Source organism: Nitrosopumilus sp. (genome assembly GCF_025698945.1).
In the GTDB taxonomy this organism is placed as follows: domain Archaea; phylum Thermoproteota; class Nitrososphaeria; order Nitrososphaerales; family Nitrosopumilaceae; genus Nitrosopumilus.
Genome location: NZ_JAILWM010000004.1, coordinates 111222 through 124535, shown reverse-complemented (window position 1 = coordinate 124535; position 13314 = coordinate 111222). Strand labels below are relative to the sequence as shown.

Genomic DNA, 13314 nt, shown 5'->3' with positions numbered 1-13314 from the left:
TAGGAGATAAATTGGTCAAAGACAAAAAGAGAAAGGAAGAAAAACCAAAGAAATCAGATTTTAAGGCATTTCTAAAAAAGAGGGCTCCAATTTATCTAGCAATTCTTGCACTATTTGTTGTGTTTGTAATTCCTGAATTAACAAAAGGAGATTTACAAAGCAACTTTCCTGAACTGTCTGAAGAACAAAAACTCCCTGTTGAGATTTTAATGAATTATAATGGTCCAAATGAATCGGGGTTAACAGTATTAGATGCAATATCTAATAAAATTGTAGAAGAATATCCTAATGAAAAAATTTTTGATGACAAAAAAACTACAGTAAATTTGATTGTCTCAAAGATTGATTCAGAAAAATATCAAGTTTTGTTAGATTTTAAATCACATAAGGGAGAGATGAATTTTGATTGGACAGTTGATATTAATTCAAAAAAAATTACATCTAATAATTTAGAATCAAAATACATCATAGACTTGGTTGATTTTTATGATTAGCCTCAAATTGTAACTAGATCTTTAGTAAATTTGTGCATAATTATTGGACGATCTTTTACAATTAAAGAATCTTCTATTCTAATTCCAAACTTATTTTCAATATAGATTCCAGGTTCAACTGTAATTGCCATATTTTCTTTTAGTTTTGTATCACTTCGATAAGAAATTGTAGGTAGTTCATGAACTTCTAATCCAATTCCATGTCCTGTTGAGTGAATAAAGTATTTGCCATACTTTTTTTCATCAATGTATTTTCTACAAGCAGCATCAACATCTTTACAATCAACATTTGGTTTTACAGACTTTAAACCAAGCATTTGAGATTCTTTAACAATTTCATATGCTTCATTTGCTTGAGAAGGTATTTTTCCAATTGCAAATGTTCTTGTTGCATCAGATACATATCCTTTGTATCGCAATGTAAGATCTGTTACTACTAGATCACCTTTTTTGAATTTTCTTTGTGTAACTTGTGCATGAGGTAATGCACCATTTGGTCCACCAGCAATAATTAGAGGGTTAAGTGTTGATTTGTAGCCAGTATCAAACATTTCTTGCTCCATAGCATATGTCATCAAAATTGTTTGTAGTTCTGATTCTTTTTGACCTACTTTCATCTTTTTTGAACACAATTCAAACATTTCATCAATGATTTTAGAAGCTTTTTTTAGAATTTTTATTTCATTTTCATCTTTGATTATCCGTGCACTGTAAAATGGTTCAGTTGATGATTTTATTTTTGGAATTGATTTTTTTAATGACATCATTACAGAATAATTTTGGCAATCAGTACAAACATCATTTTTTTTAATTTTTGTAATCAATGATGAGATTAACCCCATTCCTCGTTCAGAAGTAATTACATCACAATCTTCTGATTCATCTTTTGCTCTGCCTACCTCTAGTTCTGGAGCAATAATTGTAGTTTTACCATTTTTTTCTAGTAATCCTATTGCTTCACCCCAAAACCCAGTCAGATAATACAGGTTTTCAGGCTCAAATGTAACCAGTGTATCACAGCCTATTTTTTGTGCATATCTTAGTAGATTTTTTCTGCGCTGCTTCACACAAAAATATCGCTGTTTCTCAATTTATGTATGATGCAAAGTTTGTATATGGAATTTTGATCCCAAATAATGTGACTGAAGAAAAAGAGAAGAAGAAAGTAGTTGCTTTATTGTCTGGTGGACTAGATAGTCAACTTGCAGTAAGAATGATGCAAGAACAAGGTTTTGAAGTATCAGCTGTTGCAATTAAAACTCCATTTTGTGATTTTGATTGTGGACGAGGATGTGGTTTTGAAATTAGAGAAAGAGCTGATGATCTTAATGTTAATTTAAAAACTGTTTATCTAGGCGATGAATACATTGAAATGCTAAAGCATCCTAAACATGGAATTGGTGCAGGATTTAATCCATGTGTAGATTGCAGATCTATGATGTTTGATGCAGCAAAAAAACACATGGAAGAAATTGGTGCAGAGTTTATTATTTCAGGAGAAGTTTTAGGACAAAGACCAATGAGTCAACATGCACCAGCGTTAAGAACTATTGAAAAAGAATCAGGATTAGTTGGAAAAATTGTCAGACCATTATCAGCAGCATTGTTACCAGAAACAATTCCAGAAAAAGAAGGGTTGATCAAAAGAGAAAATCTTGGAATGATTAAAGGAAGAACAAGAAGGAATCAATTAGAGATGGCAAAACAATATGGTATTGAAAACCCACCAAATGCTGGAGGTGGTTGTCTTTTAACTGATCCACAATTTGGTGTTAAAGCTAAAGATTTGTTTACACATACTGAAACACCAACGATTAACGATATTGATTTGTTAAAGATTGGAAGACATTTCAGATTAGATGAAGAAACGAAATTTGTAGTAGGAAGAAATAAGGATGAAAATGAAATGATTCAGGCAATTGCATTACCTGATGATATTTTACTTGAAGCTAAAGATCATGTAGGACCAGTTTCAATTTTACGTGGTAAAAATGCAAAAATGCATGTAAAATTTGCAGCATCAGTTACATTAAGATATTCAGACGCTCCAAAAAACGAACAATCAATTGTTGTTGTAAAAAAAGATAACATATCTGAAGAAATTTCAGCAGAAAAAGTAGAAGAAGAGTATTACATAAAATACAGAATTTAGGCGTGAATTTTTTCTAAAATTAGTTCTAACTAAGGAAGAGTTTTTGAGGAAGTAGATCTCATTTTTAACAAGGATGCAAAAACAAGAAAATCCCACATATCTCAAAGCAATTACAATCAGAGACATCAGCGATGTTCATTCTATAAAAGAAGACATCAAAAAAGAGATGATATTGATTCTACGAGTAACTCCATTAGCCCAAAAAGATGTGGAACAACTTCGTAAAGTAGTTGAAGAATTGTATTCTATTGCAAAAGCTGCTGATGCAGATATTGCAAGATTAGGTGAGGAGAGAATAATTGTTGCTCCATCAAGTATTAAAATCTGGAAACCAGAGTACGATCTAAAATAATTTTATTGCTTCTTGAATTTGCGGATAGTGTGCAGGTACTTTATACATTCGTCTAATATTCATTGCAAGATTTTCAGATTTTTTACGTTCACCATGATTAACCAAAACTCTTCGAAGTTTAGGTCTAAGTCTTTGAACGAATGACATTAGTTGATTATAATCACTATGTCCACTAAAACCATCAAGTTTTTCAACACTACAATTTACTGATACTACTTCAACTTTACCTTCTTTACCTAACATGGAGACCTGTTTAGAACCATCAAGAACTCTTCTTCCCATAGTTCCATTAACTTGATATGATACAAACAAGACTTTGCTCTTCTTATCAGGTGCAATATTTTTGAAGTATTCTAAAACTGGACCTCCTTCTAACATTCCTGATGTTGCTAAAATAATACATGGCGAATCTTCTCTCATTGGCTCTTCTCTAGCATCTGCATGTTCAATATTGGTAAAATATTCAGAATCAAACGGATTATCATCTGTCTCTAGTATCTTTTGTTTAAGTTCTCTTGCAAGATATTCTGGATATGACTCATGTATTGCTGATGCTTCAGAGATCATTCCTTCTGTAAATACTGGAGCTTCAATCATTTCTCCGGATTTCATGTAATGATCAATTACCATCATAATTTCTTGTGCACGCCCAACTGCAGGAATTGGAATCAAGACTTTTCCTCCATCGGCAAGAGTATTGTTTACTGCATTAATGAAAGCAGATTCAACTTCTTGTCTGCTTGGCTGAATATCTTCCTTAAGTCCATACGTACTTTCAATTAACAGAGTTTCAACTCTTGGAAAATTCCAACTTGCAGCTTCAAACAATATACTTTTTCCAAATTTAATATCACCTGAATAAACAAAATTGTGATCACCATTTCCAATATGAAAGTGACATAAAGCTGAACCAAGAATATGGCCTGCATTTGCAAGAACCAATTTGATATCAGGGGAGATATCAGTTACAGTTCCATAGGGCAAAGTAATAGTTTGTCTCATAATTTGTTTAACATCACGTTCAGAATAAATTGGAGTTCTTCCTTGGGCTGCAGCTACTTTGATTGCATCTAACTGAATTAGATTCATCATAGGTAAAGTTGGTTCAGTACAATAGATAGGACCTTTGTATCCATATTTACACAAAGCAGGCAAAAATCCGGTATGATCCAAATGTGCATGTCCAATTACTACTGCATCAAGTTCATCCAAAGTGAGATTTAGTGAATCTAATCTGGGATATGCATCCATTGGAGAACGAGCGCCAGGGTTAATTCCACAATCAATGAGGATCTTACTTTCAGGAGTTGATAGTAAAAGAGAAGATCTTCCTACTTGTCCAAATCCTCCAAGGGTGTAAAGTGATACTTCTGTTCGTTGAGAGAGTCTTGGTCTAAAGATTTCATCTCCGACTTGTTTGAGTTGCTTACTTCTCTCAGCTGAAGCCTGTTTTAGAGTTGCATTAATGGTCTGAATTGTCCTTGAAGGAATGGTCGTAGCTTTTCTAATACGTAATTTCCATCCTATTTTTTCAGTAATTTCAGCATGATTGAATTCTTGTGCATTTCTCTGTAATAACCAAGGTCGTTTTGCTTCAACGGATACTTCTCCTGTTGCAGTATCAAATAGAGTACCTTCTAGTTTAGCTTCTGGTGGAACACAATCTGCAAGAATTTTTCTAGCTTCATCTTCTGGTTTTCTAATGGATTCATCAGTTCTAACTACAATTCTTTTCTTAATGATATTAACAAGATTGGAAATTGTTTCATTATTTTCCATTAGATAACGTGGTGAGTTTGTATAAAGTGCAATTCTTGGTCCCTCATATTCTATTTTTGTAACTCCTGCTTCTTTAGGAATACTTTGCAGTATGGTTGCCATTATATTCTGGCTACTAGGAGGTAATTCTTTTTGTTGTTGTTTTCTTTGCATTAAATCACTAAAGTTCGATAACAGCTTTCTTTTGTTCATCGGTTAAAAGACGGAATCCATCTTTATCCATTACAGCGATGTTGATTCCATCACCTGTACCAATGTTTCTAACTATTGCTGCTTTAACAGCTCGTAGAGCTATTTTTTTTGCTTCCTCGATTGTCAGGTCATCTCGGTATTCTTCTTCAAGTAAACCATAAGCTACTGGAGAACCGCTTCCGGTTGTAACATATGATTTCTTTTCAACTGATCCAAACATATCGATGTTAAACAATGCAGGACCTTCAGCATCATATCCACCAACCAAAATATCAGCCATGAATGGATAACCTCTATTTTGATGGAAGATTAATGAGCAAAGTCTTGCAAGAGAATGAATTGAAATCGGACCTTGTTTTTCAACTCTGTGTAAATTAGAATGATAGCGAAGAATATCAACAATATTTTGTGCATCTGCAACCCCTCCAGCCAAAGTAAGACCTGCATGTAAGTCAATTTTCTGGATTTTCATAGTATTGTTATTTGCAATAAAGTAACCTGCACTTGCTCTCATATCAGCGCATAATACGACACCGTCTTTAGCCTTGATACCTACAGTGGTAGTCCCGTGCAGAATTTTTTCTTCAACATTATTTGACAAAAATACACCTATTAAGATAAAGTAACTGGCATCTCACCCTTTTAAATAACTTTTTGATCCCTTGAAATCATAAATAATGTCAAAAAATCAGGATCGCATGAAATCACATACGATGGAACTGCCAAGACAAATTGTAGTAGGCGAAAAAAATATTGGTGAATTTGGATCATTTCTTTATAATTTAACTAAACCAAAAAAAGTATCATTAATTTCAGGAATTCATGTAAAAAAAATTCTTAAACAGAAAATTGAAAAATCATTAAAAGCAAAAAAGATCAAATTTGTATGGCATACATCAATAGATAATCAAATTTCCACACTAAATACAATTCAAAAAGATGTAAAAAAGGATAACAGTGATCTAGTAGCTGGTATTGGAGGGGGTCGCTCAGTAGATACTGCAAAAATGGTTTCTTTTAACCTGAATATTCCATTTGTCAGTGTTCCAACTGCAGCATCACATGATGGAATGGCAAGTCCTTTTGTTTCAGTCAAAAGTGATAAACCTCATTCAATAGTAGCTACTGCTCCATTAGGAGTGTTTGTAGATATTGATATAATCAAAAAGGCCCCAAAAAGATTACTTTCAAGTGGTTGTGGAGATTTAATTGCAAACATTATTGCTGTAAAAGACTGGCAGTTAGGAAGAGACAGAACTGGGGAATATTATGGAAGATATTCAGCTGATTTAGCATTGATGAGTGCAAATATTGTAATGGAGAATTCTACTCAATATGCAAAGAAAGGACTTGATGCACGAGTAATTGTTGAAGCTTTGATTAGTGCAGGTGTAGCATCTTGTATAGCAGGTAGTAGTAGACCATGTTCTGGAGCAGAACATCTTTTTTCACATGCATTAGATAAGATTGCACCAGGTAAAGGATTACATGGAGAAAAATGTGGATTGGGTTCTATTTTAATAGCAAAACTGCAAGGACAAGATTGGAAAAAAATCTCAAAAACACTCAAAGAACTTGGAGCGCCTATTACAGCTAAACAAATTGGCTTAACAAAAGAACAGATCATAGATGCACTAATGATTGCACAAGATCTAAGACCTGAAAGATATACTATTCTAAAAGAGATTGAAATGACAGAAAAGAGAGCTTTGAATTTAGCAAAGATTACCAAAGTAATTTAATTTATGCAGATTTTTCTTCAACAACTTTTTCTTTTGATTCAGGTTTTTTTTCCTGAGATTGTTTGTTGATATGTGTTTCAACAAAACTTACTTTTTCTAAAGTTGGAACAAATTTGAAAATATCTAATTGAATAAAATGTTTCATGATTTGTAAGCCATCAGCACGTAAAATTTCTTCAGGAATTGAGATGTTTACTTCTTTATCTTTTAAATCAAATGATATTTTTGAGTCCTCAACTGGTAATCGATTTTTAAGAATTCCATCAATTTTGTCACTTGGTGACTCGAGAGATTTTATTACATTAACATCAAAAAGAATCGTTTTACCTGCGTATCTATGATTGTAGTCAACTTGGACTCTACCTGAACCAATATAACGAATTATTCCTCTTTTATTATCAACTTCAATTGTGTCACCTACTGAAACTTTTTCAGCATCTTCACCTAATTTTCTAATTGGAATCATTCTAACTTTTCCAGAATCTCTTTCACCAAAGCCTTTGTCTGGTGTTACTTCTACAGTTAACTTATCTCCAACAGAAGTTTTTGCAAGTGCTTCATCTAATCCTTTGAGAACTGGATATGAAACTTCTCCAATTGAAACTAGTTTAGGTTGATATTTGACATTTTGTTCATGAATAGAATATTTTTTTGCATCTTCTTCAATAGTTGTATCAAAAACATCTTCACTATCTTTTACTTTAGCAGTATAATCTACTAAAATTAAAGATCCTTTATTGAAAGTCAATGTGATCGGTCTCGAATTTCCTTATATTAAGTTAACAGGGTTTAGAGAGCTTTAAGTTTTTCTTCTGCAGTTTTTAGTCCTGCTTGAGCATCTATTTCGTATCCCATCATAGCTAATGTAGATGAAATTGCAGAAATAGTTCGCATTACATGATATGGACTAACTTCTCCCATGCATCCAACTCTGAATACTTTGCCTTTTAGATCACCAAATCCGCCAGCAACTAAAACTTTGAATTTATTAGCCAAGGTATTTCTGAATGTTTTGTCTTCTAGTCCATCAAGATAATTTAATGCAACAATCGAGATTGAACGATCTTCTTCTTTGGCAAATGGAGTAAGACCAATTGCACTTAATCCGGAATATAATGCATCAGAACATACCTTATGTCGTTTAAAGACATTCTGTAATCCTTCTTCTAACATTATAGACAATGCTTCTCTATATGCATAAAGTAATGGAAGTGCAGGTGTGAAAGGAGTATGTTTTTCCTCATCATAATATTTGAAATATCTTGCTAAATTGAAATACATTGTAGGTGGAGGATTTTCAATCATGTATTTTTTAGCTCTTGGACTTATAGAAATTGGTGAGATTCCAGGTGGGGCAGCAATAGCTTTCTGAGCACCAGTCATACATACATCAATATTCCATTTGTCAACTGGGAGTTGAGCACCACCAAGTAATGAAACTGAATCAACTACATAGAATGCGTCATTTCTTGATGTCAAGTCAGATACTTTATCAAGATAATTTACCATAGTGCCTGTAGAAGTTTCGTTGTGAACAACATAGAATGCTTTAACATCTTTATTATTATCAAATGCTTCTTTTACTTGATCAAAAGTGGCATTTTGTCCTGGAGGAGTTTGAAGTTTTACTACATTGCATCCTTGATTTTCAATTAGTTGTGCTAATCTACCACTAAATTCTCCATTTACAGGTATGATAATTTTATCACCTTTTTTAACTAAATTAACTACACCTGCTTCAACTGCACCTGTTCCAGATGCAGACAAAGCTACAATATCATTTTGTGTTTCAAACACTTGTTGTGTTTTTGAAACAACATCAGTGTATAATTCAACAAAATCATCACTACGATGATTGATAATTGGTGCTAACATTGCTCTCATTACTCTATTAGGTACATTTGTAGGACCAGGAAGCATTGAGAGGTATTCCATTTGAATTCTATTTCTCAATGTAATATGGGGTTTATTTATAATTAGAGATTTTTTAATCGGTCTATAGCACTAGATTTTATTAGAAAATTTTTTGTGCCCTCAGGTACTAGATTCTCCCATTTTTGATCGCTAATAATCAAATCCCTAATATTTGTTCCAGATAACTCATCCCTTTTCAAAAATGGAATAGGAATTACCTGAACTGATCTTTTAGAATACAGATGTTTTGTCAAGTCATCATTTGAAAAAACAATATCAAATCTTGGAACAATTGTATCTATTTTTTCAATCCATCTGACATGATTATCCAAGTCTGGAATAAAATAAATTGAAATTCTTTCTTTCATGGAATCATCTATAGAGGATAGAATCATTTCTTTTCGTTCTTCAGCAGAAAAGGGATTGATTTTTTCTAGTGGTTTATTAGAACTGCCCAATCCCACCCATAATTTATCAACCTTCGATAGAGCAAATTTCAATGCCTCTAGATGTCCTAAATGAAAAGGTTGGAATCTCCCTATTAACAAACCATTCATACAAAAGTTAGAAAATTTCTTTTTAAAAAACTATCATAAAGAGTAGAAATTCAAATGATTTGTGGAATTTCTAAAAATCAATGGAGCATATGGTGAAGGTGGAGGACAAATTATTCGTTCAGCAATTACCATATCATGTATCACAAAACAACCTATTCATATTGAAAAAATTAGAATGAATCGAAGAATTCCTGGACTACGACCACAACATCTAACAATGATAAAAATTCTTGAAAAAATTTCAAATGCTTATGTTATTGGAGCAGAGATAGGCTCCACAGAATTAAAATTTATTCCAGGAGAAATTGAAAGCTTAGAACTAGTAGAAGATGTAGGAACAGCAGGTAGCATTTCACTAATCTTACAAGTAATTATTCCAGTAGTTTCAATATCACAAAAAAAAATTAACTTAACATTAAAAGGCGGAACAAATGTTCAATGGAGTCCAACAATTGAATATACACAAAATGTGTTAAAAGAAGCATATTCAAAAATGGGAATTGAATTTTCTCTTAATGTAATTAAACAGGGTTATTATCCAAAAGGTGGTGGAGAAATTAATTTATTAGTTAATCCATCAAATCTTAAACCAATTTTTTTAACAAAAAGAAATACGAAAAACGTAAAAATAATTTGTACTTTTTCAAAAATATCTATCAATGAAATAGAAAAAGAAATTGCACTAATTAAAAATAAATTAATTAAAGAAAAATTTCAAGTTGAAGTACATTTAGAAAATCAGAATGCTTTGGATTCTGGAGCATCCTTATTGATATGTAGTATAGATGACAATTCAATAATTGGAGTAGATAGCATATATGATAAGAAAAATCATGTTTTTGATATAGATATTGAAGGATTTATGGGAAATATGTTTGGAGTTGATGATAAGTTAGCAGATATGTTGGTAGTACCTGCAAGTCTAACTAACAAAAAAAGTATTTTTCATGTTGGAAAAATATCTAAACATTTAGAGACTAACTTGTTTGTGACATCAAAAATTACAGGATGTAAATATGGGGTAGGAAAAATTCCCCATGGATTTGAGGTTATAATTGAAGGTATTTCAGACTCCGGCATCAAGTAATGATGCAAAGAATAAGATTGCAATTGATAGAACTACTGTAATTTCACCAAGTATGATAATTTTTTTTCTTAATTTTTGAATTTCATGCTCTGGCATTTTTTTTGACATGATTTTTTCTTCAACATCTTTTCTAATCACTCTAACATGAATAATGTACGTAATAATTAAGGCAATAACAAGAATTATTTTGATTATCAAATAGGTTCCATAACTTGTTGCGACAAGTAAGTCAGGTTTACTGAGTAATGCAAATGAACTATACAAGCCAGTTCCCATAAGAACAATCAATGATGGAACTGCAATTTTGTTGAATCTTCTTCCAACACGAATCATTATTTGCATTCTTTCTTCTAATGAATCTGTCATTGTTTTCAAAAGAGGAGAAAAAACAATTCCAATGAAAAGTGATCCTCCTATCCAAATTGCAGCTGCAACAAGATGAATAAATGTAAGAATTGCTTGCTCTATTGCACTCATAGTTTATGATATTTTAAATCAAATATTATGTATTTGGATCTTAACAACGTTTTTTAGTTGTACATAATCTGATACCATAGAAATGACTCTCCAAAATAAAATGACAGTTTATGCTGCAATTGCAGGAGTATTAGCGTTGATGGGAGGTATTGTTTACTATGCTAGTTTAGATAATGTGGATCTTGAACAAGTTGAGATTGAATTAAAAAGTGTTGAACTTAGAGATGTGAGCACAGTTAAGAATCAGGCAAAATTTGATGTTACTTTTCTTGTAAAGAATCCAAGCGATAAAACATTTACAGTTTCAGTTATTGGTTACCAACTTTATGGCGATGGGGTTTTACTTGGTTCAGGTCAATATTCTACTGCAGATATAGCATTACCAGGTAGAGCAATATTTTATGGAGGTGCAGAAATTCCTTTGAAAAATACATTTGTTCTAAGTAAATCTGAAACAAATTCAGAAATTTATCAGGCAGCAATAGAAAACAAAATCACTAGTTTTATTGCAGAAGGAAGTATAACAACAGAAACTTCTTGGAGCACTATTGAAAAAGAATTCAAGACTGGTTTTTAATTAAAAAGTGGGCCGAGTGAGATTCGAACTCACGATCACCGCCGTGTCGAGGCGGTATCCTAACCAGCTAGACTACCGGCCCATTGAAGTAAAAGTCTAGGTGCAGACATTATTAACGTTTAACAAAAGCAAGAATTGAATAAATGAATGAAGGCGTATAATAATTGACTGAAGATTTTACTGAAGATGAAAAAAGGGGTTTCTATAAGGCAATTTATTCAAGAAGAGATGTTAGAACTCATTTTACATCAAAGCCCATAGAAGATGAAATTTTATCAAAAATCCTTCATGCAGCACATCATGCTCCATCTGTAGGATTTTCACAGCCATGGAATTTCATTTTAATAAAAAGTGAAGAAACAAAAAGGAAAATTAAATTATCATTTGAAGAAGAAAAGAATCGCTCATCACAATTAATTGAAGAACCAAAGAGATCAAAATATCTTTCATTCAAATTAGAAGGAATTTTGGAATCTCCAGTGAATCTTTGTGTAACATATGATCCTACTAAATTTGGACCATTTGTTATAGGAAGATCTAGTATTCCTGAGGCTGGATTGTATAGTGTTTGTTGTGCAATTCAGAACTTATGGCTATCAGCTAGAGCAGAAGGAGTCGGACTTGGATGGGTAAGTATTCTATCTAATGATGCACTAAAGGATGCATTAGAATTACCTGAACATGTAATTCCTGTAGCATACTTGTGTTTAGGTTATGTTGATGAATTTGCAGAAAAACCAGATCTTGAAACTGCGGGATGGTTACCAAGACTTGATTTGAAAGATGTTGTGTATTTTGAAAAGTGGGATGATAAAAAAAATGAATCTTGGAATGGTATTCAAGAAATGATCAAAGATGATCTTGATTACGCTTAAATAATTAAGAGTATTTTTTTTGCTGGGCTTGTAGCGCAGAGTCAAATTGACGCGCAACATGGATAGCGCAGTAGCCTCCTAAGTTACAGGTCGAGGGATCGAAGCCCTCCAAGCCCGTTTAATTTTCATCAAAAAGGAAATTTAAATACAAAGACAGTAGGTTGAAGATGTGAAAGTTGTAGTAATATCTGGTAGTCCAAGAAAAAATGCAAACACAGAGGTAATGATGAATTATGTTTACGAATATACGAAAACAAAAAATCCAGATACAAAATTTATCAATCTTTCAGAAGGTAAAATTGAATGTTATAGAGGTCCGACCGAAGAATATAATGAAGAAACAAAGAATGCTGCAGTTGATATTATGGATGCAGATGTATGGCTAATTGGTTCACCAATCTATAATTCATTTTTTAGTTCAGCATTAAAAAACCTCTTTGAGTATATAGATTACAAAAAAACACCAGGAAAAGTTGCAGGAATGGCAATTTTAGCTGCCGGAAATATCGGTTTCGTTGATGTTCAAACGTTACTTACCCAACTGTTATCTTATTTCAGAGTTATAACAAACCCAAAGGCTGTTTTTTTAACTATAGAATCCGTATCATCAGCTGGTATTCTAGAGGATGCACAAAATAGGCTCAAAGAAATGGTTGATGAAACTTTGGGGCTTTCTTCAAAAATTCAACAAAACTAGTTTTTCAAAAATAATTAATGAGTGTCATTAAATCGTATTTTTAATTAATTTTATATTTTAAATTTAAGAAATTTTAAAAATTTAAAGAGCACAATTAATTTTTTATTTTTTAAATTAAATTTCTAATTATATAATAATGAAAAAAATAGTATGATATTATCATACTAATATTTAGAAATAATTAATTTTTCAAACACAGATAAATATTTTTTATTTTTACTAGATAGAAAAAATGATTAGTTTAGTAATTCCAATATTCAAATTTAAAAAAATAATTTTTGAATATTCGTAAAATATTGCTTGTAAATCGAGTTCTTTCATCTAATTATGCAAAATACAAATATCAAGATGATTAACAAGTATTACATTGAGTTTGAAAAAAGATCCTACTGAATTATGTTCCTGTAAATGTCATTTTG

General features: G+C 32.0%; 15 protein-coding genes and 2 tRNA genes. 9 read left to right on the top strand and 8 right to left on the bottom strand.

Annotated elements, in window-relative coordinates; all coding sequences use genetic code 11:
• Positions 1–11: 11 nt before the first annotated feature.
• Positions 12–494 (top strand): hypothetical protein, encoded by a 483-nt coding sequence (locus tag K5790_RS08990; RefSeq protein ID WP_297594327.1) that lies wholly within the window; start codon positions 12–14, stop codon positions 492–494.
• A gap of 2 nt (positions 495–496) precedes the next feature.
• On the opposite strand, the gene K5790_RS08985 is transcribed toward K5790_RS08990, so the two are convergent.
• A complete protein-coding gene (locus K5790_RS08985) occupies positions 497–1561 on the bottom strand; it encodes a Xaa-Pro peptidase family protein (protein ID WP_297594325.1) in 1065 nt (354 codons plus the stop codon).
• A 26-nt stretch (positions 1562–1587) separates the two neighbouring features.
• Here K5790_RS08985 and K5790_RS08980 point away from each other — a divergent pair, with 26 nt between their 5' ends.
• Positions 1588–2646, top strand: coding sequence for a tRNA (5-methylaminomethyl-2-thiouridylate)-methyltransferase (locus K5790_RS08980; RefSeq protein ID WP_297594323.1), 1059 nt, complete (start codon positions 1588–1590; stop codon positions 2644–2646).
• Between the two features lie 73 nt (positions 2647–2719).
• Positions 2720–2998 (top strand): cell division protein SepF, encoded by a 279-nt coding sequence (gene sepF / locus K5790_RS08975; RefSeq protein WP_297594321.1) that lies wholly within the window; start codon positions 2720–2722, stop codon positions 2996–2998.
• On the opposite strand, the gene K5790_RS08970 is transcribed toward sepF, so the two are convergent.
• A complete protein-coding gene (locus tag K5790_RS08970) occupies positions 2990–4930 on the bottom strand; it encodes a beta-CASP ribonuclease aCPSF1 (RefSeq protein WP_297594319.1) in 1941 nt (646 codons plus the stop codon). The genes sepF and K5790_RS08970 overlap by 9 nt on opposite strands.
• A gap of 7 nt (positions 4931–4937) precedes the next feature.
• Positions 4938–5570, bottom strand: coding sequence for an archaeal proteasome endopeptidase complex subunit beta (gene psmB, locus K5790_RS08965; protein WP_297594317.1), 633 nt, complete (start codon positions 5568–5570; stop codon positions 4938–4940).
• Between the two features lie 76 nt (positions 5571–5646).
• On the opposite strand from psmB, the gene K5790_RS08960 reads away from it, so the two are divergent.
• Complete coding sequence (locus K5790_RS08960; protein ID WP_297594315.1) at positions 5647–6711, top strand: sn-glycerol-1-phosphate dehydrogenase; 1065 nt, start codon at positions 5647–5649, stop codon at positions 6709–6711.
• A 1-nt stretch (position 6712) separates the two neighbouring features.
• Here the strand turns inward: K5790_RS08960 and K5790_RS08955 are convergent, their stop codons facing one another.
• The 3 genes from K5790_RS08955 to K5790_RS08945 are packed head-to-tail and all read right to left on the bottom strand — an operon-like array spanning position 6713 to position 9182.
• A complete protein-coding gene (locus tag K5790_RS08955; protein ID WP_297594313.1) occupies positions 6713–7459 on the bottom strand; it encodes a peptidylprolyl isomerase in 747 nt (248 codons plus the stop codon).
• 41 nt (positions 7460–7500) lie between these two features.
• Positions 7501–8646 (bottom strand): alanine--glyoxylate aminotransferase family protein, encoded by a 1146-nt coding sequence (locus K5790_RS08950; RefSeq protein ID WP_367182887.1) that lies wholly within the window; start codon positions 8644–8646, stop codon positions 7501–7503.
• Between the two features lie 41 nt (positions 8647–8687).
• Entirely contained in the window at positions 8688–9182 is a 495-nt protein-coding gene (locus K5790_RS08945; protein WP_297594309.1) for a nicotinamide-nucleotide adenylyltransferase, read from the bottom strand.
• A 61-nt stretch (positions 9183–9243) separates the two neighbouring features.
• On the opposite strand from K5790_RS08945, the gene rtcA reads away from it, so the two are divergent.
• On the top strand, positions 9244–10269 hold the full coding sequence (gene rtcA, locus K5790_RS08940; RefSeq protein ID WP_297594307.1) for an RNA 3'-terminal phosphate cyclase: 1026 nt from the start codon (positions 9244–9246) through the stop codon (positions 10267–10269).
• On the opposite strand, the gene K5790_RS08935 is transcribed toward rtcA, so the two are convergent.
• Complete coding sequence (locus K5790_RS08935) at positions 10249–10746, bottom strand: CopD family protein (RefSeq protein ID WP_297594305.1); 498 nt, start codon at positions 10744–10746, stop codon at positions 10249–10251. The two genes, rtcA and K5790_RS08935, sit on opposite strands and share 21 nt — an antisense overlap.
• An 82-nt stretch (positions 10747–10828) precedes the next feature.
• Between K5790_RS08935 and K5790_RS08930 the strand changes: the two genes are divergently transcribed.
• Positions 10829–11323: a hypothetical protein gene (locus K5790_RS08930; RefSeq protein WP_297594303.1), complete on the top strand. Its 495-nt coding sequence runs from the start codon at positions 10829–10831 to the stop codon at positions 11321–11323.
• 8 nt (positions 11324–11331) lie between these two features.
• Here K5790_RS08930 and K5790_RS08925 read toward each other — a convergent pair.
• A tRNA-Val gene (locus tag K5790_RS08925) sits at positions 11332–11405 on the bottom strand.
• Between the two features lie 82 nt (positions 11406–11487).
• Here K5790_RS08925 and bluB point away from each other — a divergent pair.
• The 3 genes from bluB (at position 11488) to K5790_RS08910 (ending at position 12895) form a co-directional block, all read left to right on the top strand.
• Positions 11488–12198, top strand: a complete 711-nt coding sequence (bluB, locus tag K5790_RS08920; protein WP_297594301.1) for a 5,6-dimethylbenzimidazole synthase — start codon at positions 11488–11490, stop codon at positions 12196–12198.
• 24 nt (positions 12199–12222) lie between these two features.
• Positions 12223–12315 (top strand) — tRNA-Arg (locus tag K5790_RS08915).
• 52 nt (positions 12316–12367) lie between these two features.
• Positions 12368–12895 (top strand): NADPH-dependent FMN reductase, encoded by a 528-nt coding sequence (locus tag K5790_RS08910; RefSeq protein WP_297594299.1) that lies wholly within the window; start codon positions 12368–12370, stop codon positions 12893–12895.
• Positions 12896–13314: the final 419 nt, after the last annotated feature.

Bases quoted from the DNA above. Each gene is read 5' to 3' on its own strand.
- K5790_RS08980 (WP_297594323.1), top strand. From the start codon at position 1,588: ATGTATGATGCAAAGTTTGTATATGGAATTTTGATCCCAAATAATGTG.
- sepF (WP_297594321.1), top strand. From the start codon at position 2,720: ATGCAAAAACAAGAAAATCCCACATATCTCAAAGCAATTACAATCAGA.
- K5790_RS08970 (WP_297594319.1), bottom strand. From the start codon at position 4,930: ATGCAAAGAAAACAACAACAAAAAGAATTACCTCCTAGTAGCCAGAAT.
- K5790_RS08960 (WP_297594315.1), top strand. From the start codon at position 5,647: ATGTCAAAAAATCAGGATCGCATGAAATCACATACGATGGAACTGCCA.
- K5790_RS08950 (WP_367182887.1), bottom strand. From the start codon at position 8,646: ATGGAATACCTCTCAATGCTTCCTGGTCCTACAAATGTACCTAATAGA.
- K5790_RS08945 (WP_297594309.1), bottom strand. From the start codon at position 9,182: ATGAATGGTTTGTTAATAGGGAGATTCCAACCTTTTCATTTAGGACAT.
- K5790_RS08935 (WP_297594305.1), bottom strand. From the start codon at position 10,746: ATGAGTGCAATAGAGCAAGCAATTCTTACATTTATTCATCTTGTTGCA.
- K5790_RS08930 (WP_297594303.1), top strand. From the start codon at position 10,829: ATGACTCTCCAAAATAAAATGACAGTTTATGCTGCAATTGCAGGAGTA.